Origin of the sequence: Kitasatospora sp. NPDC007106, assembly GCF_040634455.1 — a bacterium.
GTDB lineage: Bacteria > Actinomycetota > Actinomycetes > Streptomycetales > Streptomycetaceae > Kitasatospora > Kitasatospora arboriphila.
The window spans coordinates 1-20,466 of record NZ_JBEYFP010000062.1; the positions used below are offsets into that span (position 1 = coordinate 1).

Consider the following 20,466-nt stretch of genomic DNA (forward strand, 5'->3'; position numbering starts at 1 on the left):
GCTGGCGGGGGCCGCCGCCACCGGCTGGGTGATGGTGGTCGCGGCCTGCGCCTACGCGCTGAGCGCCTGCTGCCTGCTCGCCCTGCGGCTCGGCCCGGTGCCCGCGCCACCGCCCGGCGACAGCCTCTGGCGCAATCTGGTGGAGGGCTGGCACGAGTTCCGCGCCCGCACCTGGATGTGGGGCGTCATCGTGATCTGGCTGTTCTTCAGCGCGCTCTGCTACGGCCCCCTGCTGCCGGTCGCGGCCGGCCTGCTCGTCCCCGCGCACGGCTCCACCGCGTACGGACTGCTGAACGCCGTGTTCGGGGCCGGGACCGTGCTCGGAGGGCTGCTCGGCATCCGCGTCCGGCCGCGGCACCCGCTGCGCGGCGGGGCGCTGGCGATGCTGGCCTTCCCGCTGTACCCGCTGGGCATCGTGCTGGGGCTGCCCGTCCCGCTGCTCGCCGTCTGCTTCCTGGTCACCGGTGCCGGTGTCACCTTCTGGGGCGTCATGTGGGCGACCAGCGTGCAGACCCAGGTGCCGGCCGAGGTGCTCAACCGGATCCACGCCTACGAGGTCGCCGGGTCGGTCTGCATGGCCCCGGTCGGTGCGGCGCTGGCCGGCCCGGCCGCCGAGGCCTTCGGCCCGAAGGCGGTGCTCGCCGCCGGCGCCGCCGTCGCGCTGCTGGTGGTCGCCGCGCTGCTGCTCGTCCGGCCGATCCGGAACCTGCGCCGGGTGGCCGACCGCTGAGCCGGGGCGGGGCGGCCGGCCGGCCGTTTGGCCCGATCCTGACGAAAGCTGGCAGTCAGGCCACTCGTTGGCGGCCGTCCCCGCCCGGGACACTCGTCCGGTGACCGATCTGAGCACCCGCAGACCCGCCGCCCCCGCCGGCGCCCGCCCGCCCCGCCTGCACTACGCCTGGGTGGTGGCCGGCGTCGCCCTGGTCGTCCTGCTCGGCTCGGCCGGCTTCCGCTCCGCGCCCGGCCTGATGATGGACGCCCTGAACGCCGAGTTCGGCTGGTCGCACGCCACCATCGGCAGCGCCGTCTCGGTCAACCTCACGCTGTACGGCCTGACCGCGCCGTTCGCCGCGGCGCTGATGGACCGCTTCGGCATCCGCCTGATCGTGGTCAGCGCCCTGCTGACCATCGCCACCGGCGCCGGCCTCACCGTCCTGATGACGGAGAGCTGGCAGCTGATCCTCTGCTGGGGCGTGCTGGTCGGCCTCGGCAGCGGGTCGATGGCCGGCGCCTTCGCCACCACCGTCACCGGCCGCTGGTTCCAGGCCCGGCAGGGCCTGGTCACCGGTGTGCTGACCGCCGCCGGGGCGGCCGGCAACCTGGTCTTCATGCCGGTGCTCGCCGCGCTGGTCGAGCACCAGGGCTGGCGCACCGCGGTCGTCGTGGTCTCGCTGGCGGCGACCGTCGTCGCGGTGCCCGTCCTGCTGCTGATGCGCGAGCGCCCGGCCGACGTCGGCCTGCTCCCGTACGGCGCCACCGAGCAGCCGCCCGAGCCGGTGACCGACGGCAGCGCGCTGGCCCGCTCGCTGCGGGTGCTGCGGGAGGCCGCCCGGTCGCGGGCCTTCTGGCTGCTGGCCGGCTCCTTCGCGATCTGCGGCGCGACCACCGCCGGCCTGGTCGGCACGCACTTCATCCCGGCCGCGCACGACCACGGGATGCCGGTGACCACCGGCGCGAGCCTGCTCGCCCTGGTCGGCGTCTTCGACGTGGCCGGCACCATCGCCAGCGGCTGGTTCACCGACCGCTTCGACTCCCGGCGGCTGCTGGTCGTCTACTACGGCCTGCGCGGTCTGTCGCTGCTCTTCCTGCCGCAGCTGTTCGGCCACTCGCTGCAGCCCCCGATCCTGGCCTTCGTGATCTTCTACGGACTGGACTGGGTCGCCACCGTGCCGCCCACCGTGGCGCTCTGCCGCCGCCACTTCGGGGCCGACGCGCCGATCGTCTTCGGCTGGGTGCTCGCGGCCCACCAGATCGGCGCCGCCGTGGTCGCCGGGCTGGCCGGCGTCGTCCGCGACCGGTTCGGCGACTACGACCTCGCCTGGTACGCGGCGGGCGGGCTGTGCGCCGTCGCCGTGGTGCTCTGCCTGGCCCTGCGCGGCGGTGCCCGGACGGGCGGTGCGCCGGTCGCCGCGGCCGCCTGAGGGCGCGGCCGGCCGTCGTGAGGAGCGGCAGTCGTAAGGAGCGGATAGCCTCTTCGGCTATGACACTGTCCTTCACGCTGGACCCCGCCCTCACCCCCGGGCTGCGCGACGAGCTCGTGGCGCTGTGGACGGACGTCAGCAACGCCGGAGGCGCGGTCGGCTTCGTCCCCCCGGTCACCGCCGACCGGGTGCGGCCCACCGCGGAGGAGCAGTTCGCCGGGCTCTGCCCGGCCGGGCCCGACCGGCTGCTGATCGGCCGGGAGCGCACGACCGGCCGGCTCGCCGCCGCCCTCTTCCTCACCTCCATGCGCTTCGACCTCATGGACCACTGGCGGATGCTCCAGCGGGTCATGGTCCACCCCGGGCTGCAGGGCCGCGGCTACGGCGCCGACCTGCTCGCCGAGGCCGAGCGCACCGCCCGCGCCGAGGGCCTCGCCGGGCTCCGGCTCACCCTGCGCGGCGGCCACGGCCTGGAGGCCTTCTACGGCCGCTCCGGCTACCGGGAGGTCGGCCGGGTGCCCGGGGCGATCCGGGTCGGGCCCGGCGACGACCGGGACGACGTCACCATGTGGCTGGACCTCCGCCCCGACATCGGCTGACCCCGTGCGGGCGCTGGCGTCCGGCATGCTTCACTGGGAGACCGGCACCCGGCGAAGGCCGCCCCTGGCGGCCCGCCCGCGCCACCCGTCGTACCCCAGCCGCGAAGGACGCCACCCGTGAGCAGCCGCAAGTCGCACGCCACGCTCCGCTACACCTCCCTGCGGGCGAGTATCTTCCTCGGCTGCCTGCTGGTGGCCGTGCTGCTCGGCCGCTTCGGCGTGATCCCGGTCGCCGGCAGCAGCGGTGTCGTCTTCCTCATCCTGCTCGCGCTCCTGGTGTCCGCCCCGATCAGCTACGTCGTGCTCAGCAAGCAGCGCGACGCGATGTCCGAGCAGATCGTCGACAAGGTCGGCGGCGTGCGCACCCGCACCGCGCAGCGGATCGCCGACCAGAACGCCGAGGAGGACGCGGCCGACGACGCCGCCCGCGCCGCCGTCCGGGACTGACCTTGGCCGAACCCGCGCCGCCGCGCCGCCCCACCGGGCGGGACGTGGCCCGGCTGGCCGGCGTCTCGCAGGCCACCGTCTCCCTGGTGTTCTCCGGTGCCGGCGGCCACCGCGTCTCCGACGCCACCCGCGAGCGCGTCCGCGAGGCCGCCCGCACCCTCGGCTACCAGCCGCAGGCCGCCGGCCGCCAACTGCGGCTCGGCCGCAGCGGGATGGTGATGCTCGCGGTGCCCAACCTGCTCGGCCCCTTCTTCGGCCGGGTGCTCTCCGGTGTCCACGAGGAGGCCCACCGGCGCGGCCTCGCCGTGGTCGTCTCCTCCGGCTGGGACGGCGCCACCCTCGCCGAGGCCGCCACCGCCGGCCGCTTCGACGGCCTGCTGATCTGCTCGCCGGACGACAGCCAGCTCGGTGAACTCCCCGCCGACACCCCCGCGGTCTTCCTCGACGCCGACCCGGCCCGCAGCCCGGGCCGCCCGACCGTCGAGCTCGACGTCGCGGCCGGCATGCGGGCCGCGGTGGAACACCTCGCCGCCCGCGGCCACCGCCGGATCGGCCATCTGCGCTCCACCCTGTCCGCGCACACCTTCCGCACCCGCCAGGCCGGTTTCGAGGCCGCCGCCGCGGACCTGGAGGTCGTCGAGGCCGGGGTCAGCCTGAACGAGGGCGCCGAGGCCGCCCGCGCGGTCGCCCGTACGCTGCTGGAACGGCCCGACCGGCCGGCCGCGGTGATCTGCGACGACGACGTGGTCGCCTCCGGCCTGTACCAGGCCGCCGCCGAACTGGGCCTGCGGATCCCCGAGGACGTGTCGGTGGTCGGCATCGACAACATCCCGGTGGCCGGCCTGCTCGTCCCGCCGCTCACCACCGTCGACCTGCCCGGCGAGGAACTCGGCCGCACCGGCGTCGCCGCCCTCGCGGCCCTGCTCGCCGGAGAACCGGTCATCGCCGTCCCGCCGCTCCCCACCACCCTGGTCGTCCGCGCCTCCACCCGCCCGGCCTGACCGCCGCCCCGCCCGGTGCACCCGCACCGGGGGGCGGTGTGAGGGTCCGTCAGGCCGCCAGGACCGTGCGGGCCGGGGCGTCGGCCGCGGCGGGCCGGAACCATCCGCGGCAGGCGAACAGCAGCACCCCGCCGACCCCGATCCCGGCCGCCGCGCACACCGCGACCCGCAGCAGCGAGCCCTCGACCAGGGCGCCGGACACCGCGTAGCCCGCCGCGTTGCCGGTCGCGAACAGCGTGATCAGCCAGGCGAAGGCCTCGGTGACCGTCCCGGTCGGCGCCAGTTCGGCGATCAGCACGAACGCGGCCGCCAGCAGCGGCGCCAGGCCGATCCCGGAGAGCAGCGACAGCCCGGCCATCGCCCACGGCCCGGGCAGCGCGAGCAGCGGCAGGTAGGAGGCCGCCATCAGCAGCGCGATCACCCAGGTGCGGGTGGCGGTGGTGCTCCGCCAGCGGACGGCGCCGTAGCCGAGCGCGCCGAGCAGGCCGCCGAGGGCCGCGAGGGCCAGCATCAGGCCGGCCCCGCCGGGCAGTGCGCCGGGGTGCTGCTCGGCGTAGGCGATGAACAGCACGCTCTGGGCGCCGACCGTCCAGCCGGCGCCGGCCAGGCCGATCAGCAGCAGGACGAGGCCGGGGGAGCGCAGCGGTCCGAGGAGCCCGGCGGAGGCGCTGCGGGCGGGCGCCCGCCAGGCCCGGGCGGGTGCGGCGGTGGCGACGACCAGCGAGCCGAGCAGGCCGAGCGCGGCCGCCGTCCACAGGGCTGTGGACGGCCCGAAGCCGGCGGCGATCCCGGCCACCGCGAGCGGTCCGGCCACGTAGAGGATCTGCTGGGAGGCGGAGTCGAAGGCGTACGCGGTGTCGAGCTGCTCCTCCTCCACCACGGAGGGCCACAGGGCCCGCAGGCAGGGTTCGAGCGGCGGCATGGCGAGCCCGGCGAGCGCGGCGCCGGCCGGTGCGGCGACCGCGGAGCCGGGGGCGAGGGCGAGCAGGGCGTAGCCGAGGCCGGCGACCAGGGCCGTGGTGAGCAGCACCCGGGGCTGGCCGGTGCGGTCGACGATCCGTCCGAGCACCGGGCCGCCGATCGCGGCGGAGACGGCGTAGGCGGCGGTGGCGAGGCCGATCCGGCTGTACGGCGCGCCGGCCTCGCGCAGGGCGAGGGCGATCACCAGGCCGGTCATGCCGGCGGGGAGCCGGCCGAGCAGGGTGCCGAGGAGCAGCCGGGTGACGTGCGGGGCGCGGAGCAGCGCGATGTAGCCCATACCTGAAGTTATACGTATAACCACTCCGCCCGGTCAATCCGCGGCGGGTCCGGCCCCCGTGCGGCCTGGCTGGTTCGTGGCCATAGCTCAAACCAATACTTTGAACATCTCAAATGTTTACTGCTAACGTTCCGGCCATGACCACCGCAGGCGCACTCCAGGACGGACCGGGCACCCCGCCCGTCCGCCGCTGCGCCTGCCCGCGCGCCCGCCGCGCCTGCGGCTGTACCGGGGCGGCACGCCTCTCCTGACGGTTCCTCCGCGGCCCCCGCCCGGACGGACCCCGTGCGTGCCGCCGTGTCCGACCTCCCCCGTCTGCCACCCGACCCCCGGAGTCGCATCCCCATGCCCGGACCCCTGTCCGCAGTCCGCCGCACGCCCTTCTGGGCGCAGATCGCCGGAGGCCTCGCCCTCGGCCTGCTGCTCGGCTGGATCGCCCGCGCCGGCGACGTCGCCTGGCTCACCACCACCCTCGACACCGTCGGCAAGACCTTCGTCCAGCTGCTGAAGCTGGCCGTCCCGCCGCTGGTCTTCACCGCCATCGTGGTCAGCGTCGCCAACCTGCGGAACGTCGCCAACGCCGCCCGGCTCGCCGTCCGCACCCTCCTCTGGTTCCTCGCCACCTCGCTGATCGCGGTCGCGGTCGGCCTCGGCCTCGGCCTGCTCACCGACCCCGGCCGCGGCGCCGGTCTCTCCACCGAGGGCCTCAAGGCCCCGGAGGAGGCCGGCAGCTGGGTGGACTTCCTCACCGGCATCGTCCCGACGAACATCGCCACCTCGTTCGTCGAGGTGAACGTCCTCCAGATCGTCTTCCTCGGCGTCGTCACCGGCGCCGCCGTGCTGAAGATCGGCGAGAAGGCCGAGCCCGTCCGCCGGATCGCCGAGTCCGTCCTCGACCTCACCCAGACCGCGCTCTGGTGGGTCATCAGACTGGCGCCGCTCGGCACCCTCGGCCTGATCGGCAAGTCCGTCGCCAAGTACGGCTGGGACCTGCTCGCCCCGTTCGCCACGCTCACCGCCGACGTCTACATCGGCTGCGCGATCGTGCTGTTCGCCGTGTACCCGCTGCTGCTGCGCTTCGCCGGCGGCCTCAACCCGGTGCACTTCTTCCGCGGTGCCTGGCCGGCCATCCAGCTGGCCTTCGTCTCCCGCTCCTCGGTCGGCACCCTGCCGGTCACCCGCCGGGTCACCGAGCGCCTCGGCGTCCCGAGCGAGTACGCGTCGTTCGCCGTTCCGTTCGGGGCCACGACCAAGATGGACGGCTGCGCCGCGATCTACCCCTCGCTGGCCGCGATCTTCGTGGCCCAGGTGTACGGCATCCACCTCGGCATCGGCGACTACCTGCTGATCGCCTTCGTCTCGGTGATCGGCTCCGCCGCGACGGCCGGCCTGACCGGCGCGATCGTCATGCTGACCCTCACCCTGTCGACGGTCGGCCTGCCGCTGGAGGGCGTCGGACTGCTGCTGGCGATCGACCCGATCCTCGACATGATCCGCACCGCCACCAACGTGGCCGGCCAGGCGGTCGTGCCGATCCTGGTCGCGGCCCGCGAGAAGACGCTGGACCGTGCGGCGTACGACAACCCCACCGGTGACCTGCTGACCGGGCCGGAGCCCGCCCGGTCCGCCGAGCCGGTGGCCGCCGCGGCCTGACGCCGAACGCCGCCCGCCTCCGCCCAGGCCCCTTCCCCGCACCGGGGGAGGGGCCTCGGCGTGCTCGGGGCGTCCTCTCGGCGTCCTCGGGTGGCCGACGGGAGGTCGCAAGAATTGATCTCCTCATCTGCATCAAATCAACAGATCATCGAAAATTACTTGCACTCCTCTTGTGGGGTGGAGTGCCGCAGCCCTACGCTCCGCCGCGGGCGACTACGGCCGCCACCACCCCGAGAGAAACGAGCAAGCGATGTCACGGAGCATCAGAGGAGCTGCGACGCGCCGGGCCGGCGGGCCGCCGCGACGTGCCGCGGCCGTGCTGGCGGCGGTGACCGCGGCCACCGTCGGATACGCCGGGCCGGCCGCCGCCGACACCGGGAAGCCCGCCGCCGGGGCCGTCGTGACGCGGGCGGGCCTGGCACCCGCGCTGGTCGCGGGCCGCGGCGCCGACCTGGGCGCGGCCGAGCAGGAGGCCGAGAACGCGCGGAGCACCGGCACGGTGATCGGCCCGGACCGCACCGCCTACACCCTGCCCTCGGAGGCCTCCGGCCGGTCCGCGGTGAAGCTGACGCCCGGCCAGTACGTCGAGTTCACCCTGCCCGCCGCGGCCAACGCGATCACCGTGCGCTACAGCATCCCGGACGCCCCGGGCGGCGGCGGCACCACCGCACCGCTGGACGTCGCGGTGAACGGCCGCAAGCACAGCACCATGACGCTGACCTCGCAGTACTCCTGGCTCTACAACCAGTACCCGTTCAGCAACGACCCGCAGGCCGGGCTGCTGCACCCGGACTGGTGGATCACCGAGTGCTCCTGCGTGCCGAGCGCCACCACCCCGGCCCCGGAGATCGCCAAGCCCTTCCGGCCCACCCACTTCTACGACGAGCAGCGCCTGCTGCTCGGCCGCACCTACAAGGCCGGCGACACCGTGCGGCTGACGGTGCCGCAGGGCAGCAAGGCCGCCTGGACGGTGATCGACCTGCTCGACTCCGAGCTCGTCGCCGCCCCGCACGTGAACCTCGCCGCCGCCAACGTGCTCGCCTTCGGCGCCGACCCGACGGGCCGCCGCGACTCCGCGGACGCCATCGACCGGGCGATCGCCTTCGCCCGCCGGGTCCACCTGCCGGTCTACCTGCCGCCGGGCACCTACCAGGTCAACCGGCACATCGTGGTCGACGACGTGACGATCGAGGGCGCCGGCAGCTGGTACACGATCGTCAAGGGGCACCAGGTCGACCTGGCCACCCCGGCCCCGGACAGCTCGGTGCATACCGGCGTCGGCTTCTACGGCAAGGACGCCGCCGCGGGCGGCAGCCGCAACGTCCACCTGTCCGGCTTCGCGATCGAGGGCGACGTCCGCGAGCGGATCGACACCGACCAGGTGAACGGCATCGGCGGTGCGATGAGCGACTCGGTGATCGAGGGCCTCTACATCCACCACACCAAGGTGGGCCTCTGGTTCGACGGGCCGATGAAGAACCTCAAGGTGACCCGCAACGTGATCACCGACCAGATCGCCGACGGCCTGAACTTCCACACCGGCGTCACCGACTCGGTGGTCTCCCACAACCTCGTCCGCAACACCGGCGACGACGGACTCGCCATGTGGTCCGAGAAGACCGCGGACGCCCGCAACACCTTCGACCACAACACCGTGCAGTCGCCGGTGCTGGCCAACGGCATCGCGATCTACGGCGGCACCGACAACACCGTCTCCGGGAACCTGGTCGCCGACCCGGTCCGCGAGGGCAGCGCGATCCACGTCGGCTCCCGGTTCGGCGCCGAGCCGTTCGCCGGGCACCTGTGGATCACCGACAACACCACCGTCCGCTCCGGCACCTACGAGCTGAACTGGAAGATCGGCCTCGGCGCGATCTGGTTCTACGCGCTGGAGAAGGACATCGCCGCGGACGTCCGGGTGACCGGCGACCACTTCCTCGACAGCACCTACAACGCGGTGATGGTGGTGGCCGACTGGCCGGTCAAGGACCTCTACGAGGTCACCGGCCTGCACTTCAAGGACATCCGGGTCGACGGCACCGGCACCTCGGTGCTCAGCGCCCGGGCGGCCGGCTCCGCCGACTTCGAGAACGTGGACGCCCGCAACGTCGGCGCGGTCGGCGTGAACAACTGCGGCAGCTTCCACTTCACCCCGGCCGGCTCCGAGTTCTCGGTGACCGACCTCGGCGGCAACGACGGCGGCGGCACCACCGGCGCCTGGCTCGTCCCCTGGGAGCTGCCCAACACCATCACCTGCGACGACCGCCCGCCGGTGGTCGCACCGCCGGCGCCGTCCGCCTGGTGACGAAGCGCGGGAACCACCCCTGAGACGACATCGGGGCGCCCGTCCGGATCCCCCCTCCGGACGGACGCCCCGACGGCGTTCGGGTCAGCGCGTCACCACTTGTCCCAGCTGATGTTCCAGCCGCTCAGGCCGTTGTCCGGCCGGACCTGCTGGCCGACCGAGTTCTGCACGGTGACCGGGTCGCCGACGATCGCGGCGTCGTAGAACTGGCCGGCGGACGAGCCCGGCGAGCCGTCCTTGGCGGAGGTGTCCTCCAGGCCGATGCAGCCGTGGCTGGTGTTGGTGCGGCCGAAGACGCCCGGGGCGTACTTGCCGTGCACGTAGGTGCCGGTGGGGGTGAGCCGCAGGGCGTGCGGCATCTCGACCTTGTAGGCCGGGCCCTCGTGGTTGACCACGGTGGAGGAGTCCATGACGGTCGTCCCCTCCTTGGCCATGACCACCATCGTGCCGTTGAAGGTGTTCTGCGAGGCGGGCGAGCTGGCACCCGCGCTGATCGGGATGGTGGCGTCCGGCTTGCCGTCCTCCTTGACCACCATCTCGTGGGTGGAGGCGTCGGCGACGCTGACCCGGGATCGGCCGATGGTGAAGCTCTGGTCGCTGTCGACCTCGCCGTACACGTCCGGGGAGGTCTCGACGCTCTTCAGCCGGTAGTGCACGGTGACCTTGGTCTGCGGCTTCCAGAACTTCTCCGGGCGGAAGTCCACCCGGTTGTTGCCGAACCAGTGCGGCTTGACCACGGTGCCGTCGGACGCCTCGAAGGTGACGGCCTTCTCGACGGCCGCCTTGTTCTCGACGGCCTTCTTGAAGCTCAGCGAGACGATCATGCCGACGCCGTACGTCTGCTTGTCCGAGATGTTGTCGTACGGGCCGGCGCCCTTGGCGGGCGTCAGGGTGGTGAAGCTGCTCTCCGAGGTGGCGGCCACGCCGGCGGCGTCCGCGGCCTGGGCGGTCACCTTGTACTCGGTGGAGACGGCGAGGTTCTGCGCGGGCGTCCAGCCGAGGCCGTCGGGGGTGATCGTGCCCGGGACCTCCTTGCCGTCCTTGCCCGTCACCTTGACCGTGGTGAGCTTGCCGTTCGCCACCGCGACCTTGAGCGCGCCGGACGGCTTCACCTTGGTGGCGCCGTTGGCCGGCTCGATGGTCAGCTGGGCCTGGGACTTCTTCTGCTCCTGCTTGTCGGCGCCCGAGGACGAACCCCCGCCGCCGCTGCTGCACGCGGTGGTGAGCACCAGAGCCCCACCGAGCACCGCTGCCGCCACGACCCTGCCTGCCGCCCGCTTCACTGCCATACCCCTTCGCCGTGTTCCCTTCGATAGACGCGCGAAGGGCCCCGGCAGTTTCGCACCACGGAGACCGTCCGGTCACGAATCGACAACAGCCCCGGCAGCGTGGCGAGGATCACCCGATCGAGCGATGCCCGGTGGCTGACGGAGCAGTGCTCCCCGCACGGGCGGGTGCGCCCGTCCGTGCGGGTCCCGGCGCCCGGGACCGCGCGGCCGGGGCCGGGGCGGAGCGGGGCCGGAACAGGCAGGGGGCCCGCCACGACGTGGCGGGCCCCCTTGGTACTGCTCTTCGTGCTCGTGTGGCGGCCCGGGTGGCCACCGGCGGACCCGGAGGTCCGGAGCGATCAGATCATCAGAGGATCGTCAGACTGCGGTGACGTTCTCCGCCTGCGGGCCCTTCGGGCCCTGGGTGACGTCGAAGGTGACCGCCTGGTTCTCCTCGAGCGACCGGAAGCCGGTCGAGTTGATGGCGGAGTAGTGGACGAAGACGTCGGGGCCGCCGCCCTCCTGGGCGATGAAGCCGAAGCCCTTCTCAGCGTTGAACCACTTGACGGTTCCCTGAGCCATGCCGTTCTCCTTGCGAGGGACGTATTGGAGGCCACACCGTGTGACCTCCGGGTCCGCTGCGCTGATCGCCCTGCCTCCGGTATGGTCCGGAGTTTTTCGCACAGTGCTCAATCAATGCTCAATTGCGCTGAAACTGCTGAAAAACTACGAAAAGCCTGCGGTTACATGCTCCGCAGGCTTCAAGTACTGCAAGGGGAATCAAACTGCAACTGGAAGAGACGTTAGCACGCGGGCGCGGCCCCGACCAGGGGTGACCGAAGGGCGCGCCGGTGTGTCGCCCGCCTGGTGTCGGGACCTGAACGCGGCAGGCATACGCTGCGGGGAGAGTACGAACATCAGAGGGAGCGACGGTGACCGGTAGCGAAGCGGGCAGCTCGGCGGCGGTAAGGCCCCGGGTCGGACATATTCAGTTCCTCAACTGTTTGCCCCTCTACTGGGGGCTCGCGCGGACCGGCAACCTCCTCGATCTCGACCTCACCAGGGACACCCCCGAGAAGCTCAGCGACCGCCTGGTCGCCGGCGACCTCGACATCGGCCCGATCACCTGCGTCGAATACCTGCGGCACGCCGAGGACCTGGTCGTGCTGCCCGACATCGCCGTGGGCAGCGACGGCCCGGTGATGTCCTGCGTGATCGTCAGCAAGGTCCCGCTCGCCGACCTCGACGGCCGCCCGGTCGCCCTCGGCTCCACCAGCCGCACCTCCGTCCGGCTCGCCCGCCTGCTGCTGGAGGAGCGCGAGGGCGTCCGGCCCGAGTACTTCTCCAGCCCGCCCGACCTCGACGCGATGCTCGCCCGCGCCGACGCCGCCGTCCTCATCGGCGACCCCGCCCTGCGCGCCTCCCTGGAACAGGCCCCCAGCCAGGGTCTCGCCGTCCACGACCTCGGCGCCATGTGGAAGGAGTGGACGGGCCTGCCCTTCGTCTTCGCCGTCTGGGCCGCCCGCCGCGACTACGCCGAGCAGCAGCCCGGCACCGTCGCCGCCGTGCACCGCGCCTTCCTGGAGTCCCGCGACCTCTCCCTCACCGAGGCCGGCAAGGTCGCCGAACAGGCCGCCCGCTGGGAGTCCTTCGAAGCGCCGCTGCTGGAGCGGTACTTCACCGAGGCCCTGGACTACTCGCTCGGCGGCCGACAGCTCGCCGGCATCGCCGAGTTCGCCCGCCGGGTGGCCCACGACAGCGGCTTCGCCGCGGACGTGACGGTGCGCCTGCTGGAGTCCGTGCCCGCCGCCGGGTAACACCGGGCGTGCGGGGGCCCCGGTTGGTACTGTCCGGCGGGGCCCGCCGGGCCCGACGGGAGGCGGGGGCGGATGGAACCACTGGGTGCTTCGGACCCGGCACGGGTCGGCTCGTACCGGCTGCTGCGCCGGCTCGGCGCGGGCGGCATGGGACGGGTCTACCTGGGCCGCACGGCCGGCGGCCGGACGGTCGCGGTCAAGGTGGTGCGCGGCGAACTCGCCGACGACCCCGAGTTCCGGGCCAGGTTCCGCCAGGAGGTCGCGGCCGCCCGGCTGGTCGGCGGCCGCTGGACGGCCCCGGTGCTGGACGCCGACACCGAGGGCGACCACCCCTGGGTGGCCAGCGGCTACGTCGCCGGGCCCTCGCTGGACGCCGCCGTCCGCCGGCACGGCCCGCTGCCCGTCCCGGCCGTGCACACCCTCGGCGCCGCCCTCGCCGAGGCCCTGGAGCAGGTGCACGCCCTCGGCCTGGTGCACCGCGACGTCAAGCCGTCCAACGTGCTGCTCGCCCTGGACGGCCCGCGCCTGATCGACTTCGGCATCGCCCGCGCCCTGGACGCCGCCACCGCCCTCACCCGCTCCGGGTACGTGGTCGGCTCGCCCGGCTACCTCTCGCCCGAACAGGCCGCCGGCGAGGCGGCCGGCCCCGCCGGGGACGTCTTCTCGCTCGGTGCCGTGCTCGCCTTCGCCGCCACCGGCACCGCCCCCTTCGGCGAGGGCGTCAGCGCGGCCGTCCTGCTCTACCGCGTCCTGCACGAGGAGCCCGACCTCAGCGGGATCACCGGCCCGCTGCGCGAGGCCGTCCGGGCCTGCCTCCACAAGGACGCCGCCGACCGGCCCACCCCGGCCGCGCTGCGCGCCCTGCTGGCACCCGCCGCGTCCCCCGCCGCCGGGGACTGGCTGCCGCCCGCCGTCTCCGCCGCCGTCGCCCGCAGCGCCGTCGAACTGCTCGACCTGGAGGCGCACGACCCGGACGAGCCGGCCGCCCCCGCCGCGGCCCCCGCCCCCGTGCCCCCGCCCGGCCCGCCGTCGGGCCCGTCCGGCCCGCCCTACGACCGCACCCCGACCACCCTCGACCGGCCCGCCGCCGCCCGCCCGCGCCGCCGCTGGGCGGTGCCGCTCGCCGTGCTGGCGGTGCTCGCCGCGGGCGGCGGCCTGTGGGCGGCGCTGCCCGGCTCCGGGGAGCCGGACCGCGGCAGCCAGGACGCCGCCACCAGCAGACCCGCCGGCACCGGCGGCGCGAGCGGTGCCTCCGGCGGGCAGCCGTCCTCCCCGGCCGGGGCGCCGTCCTCCCCGGCCGCCTGGGCCACCGGCTCCGGCACCCTCCCGGCCGGCTACCTCGGGACCTGGCAGGGCACCATCACCACCCGCGTCGGCGGCCTGCCCAGCACCTTCCGGGTCGAGCTCGGCCGGGGCAAGGTCGGCGAGGTGGTCGGCCGCACCAGCAACGCGTCCGCCTTCAGCGACACCGTCTGCCGCGGCGAACTCACCCTGCTCACGGCCTCCGCCGACCGGATCGAGCTGCAGGAGCGCCCGGTGGGCAACGACCCCCGGTGCACCGGCGAACCCGAGAAGCAGACCTACACCCCGGCGGGCGGCGGTTCGCTGCACCTGCAGGTGAGCGGCGCGCCGCTCGGCATGGACCCTTCCGGCGACCTGGCCAAGCAGGGGTGACGGGCCGCAGAAAAGGGCTGGCGTAGGCTGGTTCGGTCCTGCCGTCCGGGCGCCCTCCTGCCTCGGAGACGCCCCGCCGCCCGCCGGTGCCGCCGTCGGACAGCCCGCCGTTGGAAAGAAAGTAGGCCCGCAAGGTGTCCGAGCAGACCCTCGACTCCCCCGCCGCCGACCTGCAGGCCGTCCTGGACCGTGCGGCCGCGGGCGGCCGGATCACCCCCGAGGAGGCGCTGGAGCTCTACCGCTCCGCGCCGCTGCACGCCCTCGGTGCCGCCGCGGACGCCGTGCGCCGCCGCCGCTACGCCGGCGTCGAGCACATCGCGACGTACATCATCGAACGGAACATCAACTACACCAACGTCTGCGTGACGGCCTGCAAGTTCTGCGCGTTCTACGTCCCGCCGAAGAGCGACAAGGGCTGGTCGCGCGACCTCGACGAGATCCTGCGCCGCTGCGCGGAGACGGTCGAGCTGGGCGGCACCCAGATCATGTTCCAGGGCGGCCACCACCCGGACTACGGCGTGGAGTACTACGAGCGGGCCTTCTCGGCGATCAAGGGCGAGTTCCCCGAGCTGGTCATCCACTCGCTGGGCGCCTCCGAGGTCGAGCACATGGCCCGGATCTCCGGAGTGACGATCGAGGAGGCCATCACCCGGATCCACCGGGCGGGCCTGGACTCCTTCGCCGGCGCCGGCGCCGAACTGCTGCCGGAGCGCCCCCGCAAGGCGATCGCCCCGCTCAAGGAGTCCGGCGAGCGCTGGCTGGAGATCATGGAGGCCGCGCACGGCCTCGGCGTGGAGTCCACCTCCACCATGCTGATGGGCACCGGCGAGACCAACGCCGAGCGCATCGAGCACCTGCGGATGATCCGCGACGTGCAGGACCGCACCGGAGGCTTCCGCGCCTTCATCCCGTACACCTACCAGCCGCAGAACAACCACTTGAAGGGCCGCACCCAGGCCACCGTCTTCGAGTACCTGCGGATGATCGCCGTCGCCCGGCTCTTCCTCGACAACGTCGCCCACATCCAGGGCTCCTGGCTCACCACCGGCAAGGAGGCCGGCCAGCTCTCGCTGCACTACGGCGCCGACGACCTCGGCTCCGTGATGCTGGAGGAGAACGTCGTCTCCGCGGCCGGCGCCAAGCACCGCTCCAACCTCACCGAGCTGATCCACCTCATCCGGGCGGCCGGCCGCACCCCCGCGCAGCGCTCCACCACCTACCAGCACCTGCGCGTGCTCGACGACCCGGCGAACGACCCGGTCGACCCCCGGGTCGCCTCGCACATCGCCTCCACCGCGATCGAGGGCGGCACCGCCCACCCCGAGCTGAAGATCCTCTCGGCCAACTGATGCTGACCCTGCACCGCGCCGCCCTGCTGATCGCCGACCCGGCCGCCCCCGCGGCCCCGGCGACCGCCGACGGCGCGGTGCTGGTCGACGGCGCCCTGGTCGCCTGGGTCGGCCCCTACGCCGACCGGCCGGACGCCGACGCCCGGCAGCGCGAGTGGCCGGGCCTGCTCGTGCCCGGCCTGCTCAACCCCTACGGGGCCTGCCAGCTGGAGCGGCGCTACCACCCGGACCCGCGCGAGGAGCTCGGTGCGGAGCCGCTCGTCCTCGACGTGTCCGACGAACGGCGCGGCGGCTCCGCCCGGCGCGGCCTGCAGCGGATGCTCGGCCACGGCACCACCGCCGTCGCCGGGCCCTTCGCCCACCCCGCCGTGCGCACCGCGGTGGCCCGCTCCGGGCTGGCCGCCGTCCCCGGCGACGGCGCCGACGGCGGGCTCGACCCGCTCGCCGGCCGCAGCCTCGCCGAGGCCGTCCACCGCCCGCTGCGGGCGGGCGGCCCGGCCGACTTCGCCGTCTTCGCCGCCGGCTCGGCCGCCGAACTGGAACGCTCCGGCGCCGGCTGCTGCCTGGCCACCGTGCTCGGCGGACGGCTGCTCTACCGCGGCCGCTGACGCGCCGCCGCTCCTCCCGCGGTGCCACGCCCCGGCAAAGGTCGCACAAACCGCACACATCCTGCCGTGACCTGAGGCACCGCCAGCGGCTACGATCCCGGACAGCCCCTCAGGCACCGTCCCGGGGGCACCCCTCACCACCGGGCCCCCACCGGCCCCGGCCGCCAGGACAGGACCGATGCGACCCGCCACCGCCCCCCACCAGCCAGCCCCCCGGCTGGGCCGCGGCTGGTACCTCGGGGCCGTGCTGAGCGCCGTGCTCGCCCTCGGCATGTGCCTGCTCGGCTGGCGGCAGGCCGACCAGGCCGACCGGATCACCGCCAACCCCGTCCGCGTCCAGGGCACCGTCACCCAGCTGCCCGGCGGCAGCGGCAGCTACAGCGAGGTCGTCTACACCGCCGAGGGCCGCCGCCTCAGCGCCGCCGACCTGTGGCTGCCGGAGGGCGCCGTGGTCGGCGACCCGGTCTGCCTGGAGCACGCCGCGGACGACCCGGCCGCCGTCCGGGTCTGCGGCAACCGCTACCCGCAGCCGGTCGGCATCACCCTGGCCCGCACCAGCGTGCCGGTCGCCCTGCTCCTCCTCGGCCTGTGCCTGGTCCGCATCCTGCGCCACCGCCGCACCCGCCCGGCCCGGGAGGGCGGCGCCCGGGTCCGCACCACCGTGGTGCTGGCCGCCGAGGGCATGCCCGCCCTCACCCACGGCAAGCGGTCCCGCCGCCGCCGCAAGGGCGGCCGCCGGGGCCGGCCCCAGGGGTGACCCCGGGGGTGCCGACGGCACCCGGCGGGCCCTCGTGCCGGTCCGTTCCGCCGCGAAGCACCCGGCCGCCGCCGGGGGCACGGCACTCCGACGTGCACCCGTTGCCCGGGCAGGTGCCACCAGGGTGAACAATGGGGGCGTGACCCGAGCCTCCCTGGACAAGCAGCCCCACGAAGTCGCCGCCATGTTCGACGACGTCGCGGCCAAGTACGACCGCACGAACGACGTGCTCTCGCTCGGCCAGGCCCGGGCCTGGCGGCGGGCGGTCGCCGACGCGGTCGCGGCCGAGCCCGGCCAGCTGGTCCTCGACCTGGGGGCCGGCACCGGCACCTCCTCGCTGCCGTTCGCCGAGGCCGGCGCCAAGGTGGTGCCCTGCGACTTCTCCACCGGCATGCTCGCCGAGGGCAAGCAGCGCCACCCGGAGCTGGCGATGACCGCGGGCGACGCGACCAAGCTGCCCTTCGCCGACGCCACCTTCGACGCCGTCACCATCTCCTTCGCGCTGCGCAACGTGCAGGACACCGACGCGGCGCTGCGCGAGATGCACCGGGTCACCAAGCCCGGCGGAAAGATCGTCATCTGCGAGTTCTCCACGCCGACCTGGACGCCGTTCCGCACGGTCTACACCGAGTACCTGATGCGCGCCCTGCCGCCGGTCGCCTCCGCCGTCAGCAGCAACCCGGACGCCTACGTCTACCTCGCCGAGTCCATCCGCTCCTGGCCCGACCAGCCCGAGCTGGCCGCCAAGCTGCAGCAGGCCGGCTGGTCGAAGGTCGCCTGGCGCAACCTCACCGGCGGCATCGTGGCCCTGCACCGGGGTTTCCGCGCATAAGCCCTGGCTACACTCACTTGCAGTCAGCCGTCCCAGTGCAGGAGTGTGCCCCGTGTCCGACACCGCCATCGACCTGAGCGGCACCGTCGAGGCCACCGCCGACGTCATCGTGGTCGGCGCGGGCCCGGCCGGCTCCACCACCGCGTACTACCTGGCGCAGGCCGGACTGGACGTCCTGCTGCTGGAGAAGACCGAGTTCCCGCGGGAGAAGGTCTGCGGCGACGGCCTGACCCCGCGCGCCACCAAGCAACTCGTCGACATGGGCATCGACGTCTCCACCGGGAACGGCTGGCTGCACAACAAGGGCCTGCGGATCATCGGCGGCGGCGTCCGGCTGGAGCTCGACTGGCCGGAGCTCTCCGCCTTCCCGGACTACGGCCTCGTCCGCAAGCGCGCCGACTTCGACGAGCTGCTGGCCCGTCAGGCCTCCAAGGCCGGCGCCCGGCTGTACGAGAGCTGCAACGTCACCGGCCCGGTGCTGGACGAGCGCACCGGCCGGATCACCGGCGTCACCGCCAAGCTCGGCGACGAGAAGCGCCCGGTCGTCTTCCGCGCCCCGCTGGTCGTCGCCGCGGACGGCAACTCCACCCGGCTGTCGGTCGCGATGGGCCTGCACCGCCGCGAGGACCGCCCGATGGGCGTCGCCTACCGGACGTACTTCACCTCGCCCCGGCACGACGACGACTACCTGGAGTCCTGGCTGGAGCTCTGGGACACCCGGCACGGCCAGCGCAAGCTGCTGCCCGGCTACGGCTGGATCTTCGGCATGGGCGACGGCACCAGCAACGTCGGCCTCGGCATCCTCGACTCCTCGCCCGCCTTCGGCGACCTCAACTGGCGCGAGGTGCTGAAGAGCTGGTGCGCGAGCATGCCCGAGGAGTGGGGCTACACCCCCGAGAACATGACCGACCCGATCCGCGGCGCCGCCCTGCCGATGGCCTTCAACCGGCAGCCGCACTACACCCGCGGACTGCTGCTGGTCGGCGACGCCGCCGGCATGGTCAACCCGTTCAACGGCGAGGGCATCGCCTACGCCATGGAGTCCGGCCAGATCGCCGCGGGCGTCATCGTGCAGGCGACGGCCCGGGTCACCGACGCCGGCCGCGAGCGCGCCCTGCAGCGCTACCCGCAGATCCTCAAGGAGGTCTACGGCGGCTACTACTCGATGGGCCGGGTCTTCGTGAAGCTGCTCGGCCACCCGAAGATCATGCAGACCGCGGCCGAACGCGGCCTCACCCACCCCGTCCTGATGAAGTTCCTGCTGAAGCTGCTCGCCAACCTGACGGACCCGCAGGGCGGCGACGCCATGGACCGCATCATCAACGGCCTCACCAAGGTCGCGCCCCGCGCCTGACGGCCCGACCGCGCAGCGCCGCTGGACAGGGAACTTCTGCTGGTCGGACAATCCCTTCCATGGCGTCAGCAGAGTTCGGGGCAGAGGTGGCCCGGCCGTCCGAGGCCGACCGCGAGCGGGCGCTCGGAGCGCTGCGCGACGGGGTCGGCAACGGTCGGCTGTCCCACGACACCTTCATGCGGCGGATGGAGCTGGTGCTGGTCGCCCGCACCCGCGCCGAGATCGACCAGGCACTGGCCGGCCTGCCCACCGGCGGGCCGGTCTCCCGCATCGTGCTGCGCGCGGTCGGCGGCGTCTCCGCCTTCCACGTCCGGCTGCGGCGCACCTGGCGCAACCAGCAGCTGCCCGAACTCGGCCTGCCGCAACCCGGACCGCAGCCGCTGCTGATCGGCCGCAACCACGGCAGCGGCCTGCGGCTGTCGGACTCGACCGTGTCCCGCACCCACGCCGAACTCCGCTACCAGGACGGCGGCTGGGTGCTGCACGACCTCGGATCGGCCAACGGCACCTTCGTCAACGGCCGCCGGGTGACCGGCCCGGTCCGGGTCTCCCCGGGCGACCAGGTCGGCTTCGGCCGCACCGCCTTCCGCCTCACCGGCGGGTAACCCCCCCGCGCCCCCGGCGTGCTGCGTCAGCCCTCCTGGTGAACCGCCAGGGAGCGGGCCTCGATGCGGGCGAGGCGGTCCTCGAAGACGGTGCGGGCGTCCGGGGTGAGGGTGCGCAGGGCGACCAGGGCGCTGACCACCACGTCGCACAGTTCGGCCTGGACGTCCTCCCAGCCGTGCGTGACGCCCTTGCGCGGGTTCTGCCCGGTCGCGCCGATCACCGCCTGCCCCACCTCGCCGACCTCCTCGGTGAGCTTGAGCAGCCGCAGCAGCCTCTCCTCCCCGGCGGGCAGCGTGCTCGCCCCGTCCAGCCACCCCACCAGGCGGTCGATGCTGTCCCAGCTGCTGGTCTCCATGCGGGCGGCTCCTGTGCGGCGGTGGACGGACGGTCCTCCACCGTACGGGAGCCCGGCCGCCCCGGGCAGGGCCTCAGCGGGGGTGCCCGGCGTCGTCGGTGGTGAGGACCTGGGTGTCGAACTTGATCTGCCAGACCGCGACCGTGCCGGAGGGGTGTTCGCAGACCACGGCGCCGTCCTGCCAGGTGCCGTTGTCGGGCCACCACTGACTGCCGTACGGGTCGCCCTGGTTCAGGTGGACGTCGTGCACGCCGGGCCCGCCCGCGCCGCCGTCGAAGCGCTGCCCGAAGACGTAGATCCGGTTCGCCGCGCGGAGGTACGGCTGCAGCACGTCGAGCGCGTTGTCGCCGTCGCTGGGCACCCAGGGGAAGGTCCGCCCGGGCAGCGGTCCGGCGAGCCGGTCGAGGAGGTCGGGGCCGAAGGCGGCGGCCCCGGGGGCGGG

Annotated in this window: 19 protein-coding genes and 1 pseudogene; 15 read left to right on the top strand and 5 right to left on the bottom strand. The window is 74.0% G+C overall.

The genetic code is table 11. From position 1 onward, the window contains the following. The 5 genes and pseudogenes from ABZ641_RS09265 to ABZ641_RS09285 all read left to right on the top strand — a co-directional run. Nucleotides 1-730: pseudogene (locus tag ABZ641_RS09265) on the top strand (MFS transporter); the annotation flags it as partial. Nucleotides 731-830: 100 nt separating this feature from the next. Beyond that, complete coding sequence (locus ABZ641_RS09270; RefSeq protein ID WP_359980356.1) at nucleotides 831-2,141, top strand: MFS transporter; 1,311 nt, start codon at nucleotides 831-833, stop codon at nucleotides 2,139-2,141. Nucleotides 2,142-2,200: 59 nt separating this feature from the next. Next, entirely contained in the window at nucleotides 2,201-2,740 is a 540-nt protein-coding gene (locus tag ABZ641_RS09275; protein ID WP_359980359.1) for a GNAT family N-acetyltransferase, read from the top strand. Between the two features lie 117 nt (nucleotides 2,741-2,857). After that, entirely contained in the window at nucleotides 2,858-3,187 is a 330-nt protein-coding gene (locus tag ABZ641_RS09280) for a DUF4229 domain-containing protein (protein ID WP_344622493.1), read from the top strand. 2 nt (nucleotides 3,188-3,189) lie between these two features. Further along, complete coding sequence (locus ABZ641_RS09285) at nucleotides 3,190-4,188, top strand: LacI family DNA-binding transcriptional regulator (protein ID WP_359980362.1); 999 nt, start codon at nucleotides 3,190-3,192, stop codon at nucleotides 4,186-4,188. Between the two features lie 49 nt (nucleotides 4,189-4,237). On the opposite strand, the gene ABZ641_RS09290 is transcribed toward ABZ641_RS09285, so the two are convergent. Then, nucleotides 4,238-5,446 carry an MFS transporter gene (locus ABZ641_RS09290; protein WP_344622491.1) on the bottom strand — a complete coding sequence of 403 codons (1,209 nt, stop codon included), beginning with the start codon at nucleotides 5,444-5,446 and terminating at the stop codon, nucleotides 4,238-4,240. 345 nt (nucleotides 5,447-5,791) lie between these two features. On the opposite strand from ABZ641_RS09290, the gene ABZ641_RS09295 reads away from it, so the two are divergent. Both ABZ641_RS09295 and ABZ641_RS09300 read left to right on the top strand, forming a co-directional pair. Next, nucleotides 5,792-7,099: a dicarboxylate/amino acid:cation symporter gene (locus tag ABZ641_RS09295; RefSeq protein WP_359980365.1), complete on the top strand. Its 1,308-nt coding sequence runs from the start codon at nucleotides 5,792-5,794 to the stop codon at nucleotides 7,097-7,099. Between the two features lie 250 nt (nucleotides 7,100-7,349). Next, nucleotides 7,350-9,404 carry a glycosyl hydrolase family 28-related protein gene (locus ABZ641_RS09300; RefSeq protein ID WP_359980368.1) on the top strand — a complete coding sequence of 685 codons (2,055 nt, stop codon included), beginning with the start codon at nucleotides 7,350-7,352 and terminating at the stop codon, nucleotides 9,402-9,404. A gap of 92 nt (nucleotides 9,405-9,496) precedes the next feature. Here ABZ641_RS09300 and ABZ641_RS09305 read toward each other — a convergent pair whose 3' ends face one another. Beyond that, the gene (locus ABZ641_RS09305; RefSeq protein WP_359980370.1) at nucleotides 9,497-10,633 is read right to left on the bottom strand and encodes an Ig-like domain-containing protein; all 1,137 of its coding nucleotides are present in this window, start codon (nucleotides 10,631-10,633) and stop codon (nucleotides 9,497-9,499) included. Between the two features lie 417 nt (nucleotides 10,634-11,050). Further along, a complete protein-coding gene (locus ABZ641_RS09310; protein ID WP_030268950.1) occupies nucleotides 11,051-11,254 on the bottom strand; it encodes a cold-shock protein in 204 nt (67 codons plus the stop codon). 350 nt (nucleotides 11,255-11,604) lie between these two features. Between ABZ641_RS09310 and ABZ641_RS09315 the strand changes: the two genes are divergently transcribed. The 8 genes from ABZ641_RS09315 to ABZ641_RS09350 all read left to right on the top strand — a co-directional run bounded on the left by ABZ641_RS09315 (nucleotide 11,605) and on the right by ABZ641_RS09350 (nucleotide 19,668). Further along, on the top strand, nucleotides 11,605-12,489 hold the full coding sequence (locus ABZ641_RS09315; RefSeq protein ID WP_344622487.1) for a menaquinone biosynthesis protein: 885 nt from the start codon (nucleotides 11,605-11,607) through the stop codon (nucleotides 12,487-12,489). 72 nt (nucleotides 12,490-12,561) lie between these two features. Continuing rightward, entirely contained in the window at nucleotides 12,562-14,163 is a 1,602-nt protein-coding gene (locus ABZ641_RS09320; RefSeq protein WP_359980372.1) for a serine/threonine-protein kinase, read from the top strand. A 134-nt stretch (nucleotides 14,164-14,297) separates the two neighbouring features. Further along, nucleotides 14,298-15,512 (top strand): cyclic dehypoxanthinyl futalosine synthase, encoded by a 1,215-nt coding sequence (mqnC, locus tag ABZ641_RS09325; RefSeq protein ID WP_344626418.1) that lies wholly within the window; start codon nucleotides 14,298-14,300, stop codon nucleotides 15,510-15,512. Then, nucleotides 15,512-16,120 (top strand): hypothetical protein, encoded by a 609-nt coding sequence (locus ABZ641_RS09330; protein ID WP_359980374.1) that lies wholly within the window; start codon nucleotides 15,512-15,514, stop codon nucleotides 16,118-16,120. The genes mqnC and ABZ641_RS09330 overlap by 1 nt, the downstream gene beginning before the upstream one ends. A gap of 178 nt (nucleotides 16,121-16,298) precedes the next feature. Then, nucleotides 16,299-16,877, top strand: coding sequence for a hypothetical protein (locus ABZ641_RS09335; RefSeq protein WP_359980376.1), 579 nt, complete (start codon nucleotides 16,299-16,301; stop codon nucleotides 16,875-16,877). Between the two features lie 139 nt (nucleotides 16,878-17,016). Then, nucleotides 17,017-17,709, top strand: a complete 693-nt coding sequence (locus ABZ641_RS09340) for a demethylmenaquinone methyltransferase (RefSeq protein WP_030268961.1) — start codon at nucleotides 17,017-17,019, stop codon at nucleotides 17,707-17,709. Between the two features lie 73 nt (nucleotides 17,710-17,782). Then, a complete protein-coding gene (locus tag ABZ641_RS09345; RefSeq protein ID WP_344626420.1) occupies nucleotides 17,783-19,063 on the top strand; it encodes a geranylgeranyl reductase family protein in 1,281 nt (426 codons plus the stop codon). 59 nt (nucleotides 19,064-19,122) lie between these two features. After that, nucleotides 19,123-19,668 carry a DUF1707 and FHA domain-containing protein gene (locus ABZ641_RS09350; protein WP_344626414.1) on the top strand — a complete coding sequence of 182 codons (546 nt, stop codon included), beginning with the start codon at nucleotides 19,123-19,125 and terminating at the stop codon, nucleotides 19,666-19,668. Nucleotides 19,669-19,694: 26 nt separating this feature from the next. On the opposite strand, the gene ABZ641_RS09355 is transcribed toward ABZ641_RS09350, so the two are convergent. After that, nucleotides 19,695-20,024, bottom strand: coding sequence for a MazG-like family protein (locus ABZ641_RS09355; protein ID WP_344626413.1), 330 nt, complete (start codon nucleotides 20,022-20,024; stop codon nucleotides 19,695-19,697). Nucleotides 20,025-20,097: 73 nt separating this feature from the next. Further along, on the bottom strand, nucleotides 20,098-20,466 hold a 369-nt coding region (locus ABZ641_RS09360; protein ID WP_359980379.1), incomplete at its 5' end, for a DUF2278 family protein.

Bases quoted from the DNA above. Each gene is read 5' to 3' on its own strand.
- ABZ641_RS09300 (WP_359980368.1), top strand. From the start codon at position 7,350: ATGTCACGGAGCATCAGAGGAGCTGCGACGCGCCGGGCCGGCGGGCCG.
- ABZ641_RS09355 (WP_344626413.1), bottom strand. From the start codon at position 20,024: ATGGAGACCAGCAGCTGGGACAGCATCGACCGCCTGGTGGGGTGGCTG.
- ABZ641_RS09335 (WP_359980376.1), top strand. From the start codon at position 16,299: ATGCGACCCGCCACCGCCCCCCACCAGCCAGCCCCCCGGCTGGGCCGC.
- ABZ641_RS09310 (WP_030268950.1), bottom strand. From the start codon at position 11,254: ATGGCTCAGGGAACCGTCAAGTGGTTCAACGCTGAGAAGGGCTTCGGC.
- ABZ641_RS09295 (WP_359980365.1), top strand. From the start codon at position 5,792: ATGCCCGGACCCCTGTCCGCAGTCCGCCGCACGCCCTTCTGGGCGCAG.
- ABZ641_RS09330 (WP_359980374.1), top strand. From the start codon at position 15,512: ATGCTGACCCTGCACCGCGCCGCCCTGCTGATCGCCGACCCGGCCGCC.
- ABZ641_RS09290 (WP_344622491.1), bottom strand. From the start codon at position 5,446: ATGGGCTACATCGCGCTGCTCCGCGCCCCGCACGTCACCCGGCTGCTC.
- ABZ641_RS09320 (WP_359980372.1), top strand. From the start codon at position 12,562: ATGGAACCACTGGGTGCTTCGGACCCGGCACGGGTCGGCTCGTACCGG.
- ABZ641_RS09350 (WP_344626414.1), top strand. From the start codon at position 19,123: ATGGCGTCAGCAGAGTTCGGGGCAGAGGTGGCCCGGCCGTCCGAGGCC.
- ABZ641_RS09275 (WP_359980359.1), top strand. From the start codon at position 2,201: ATGACACTGTCCTTCACGCTGGACCCCGCCCTCACCCCCGGGCTGCGC.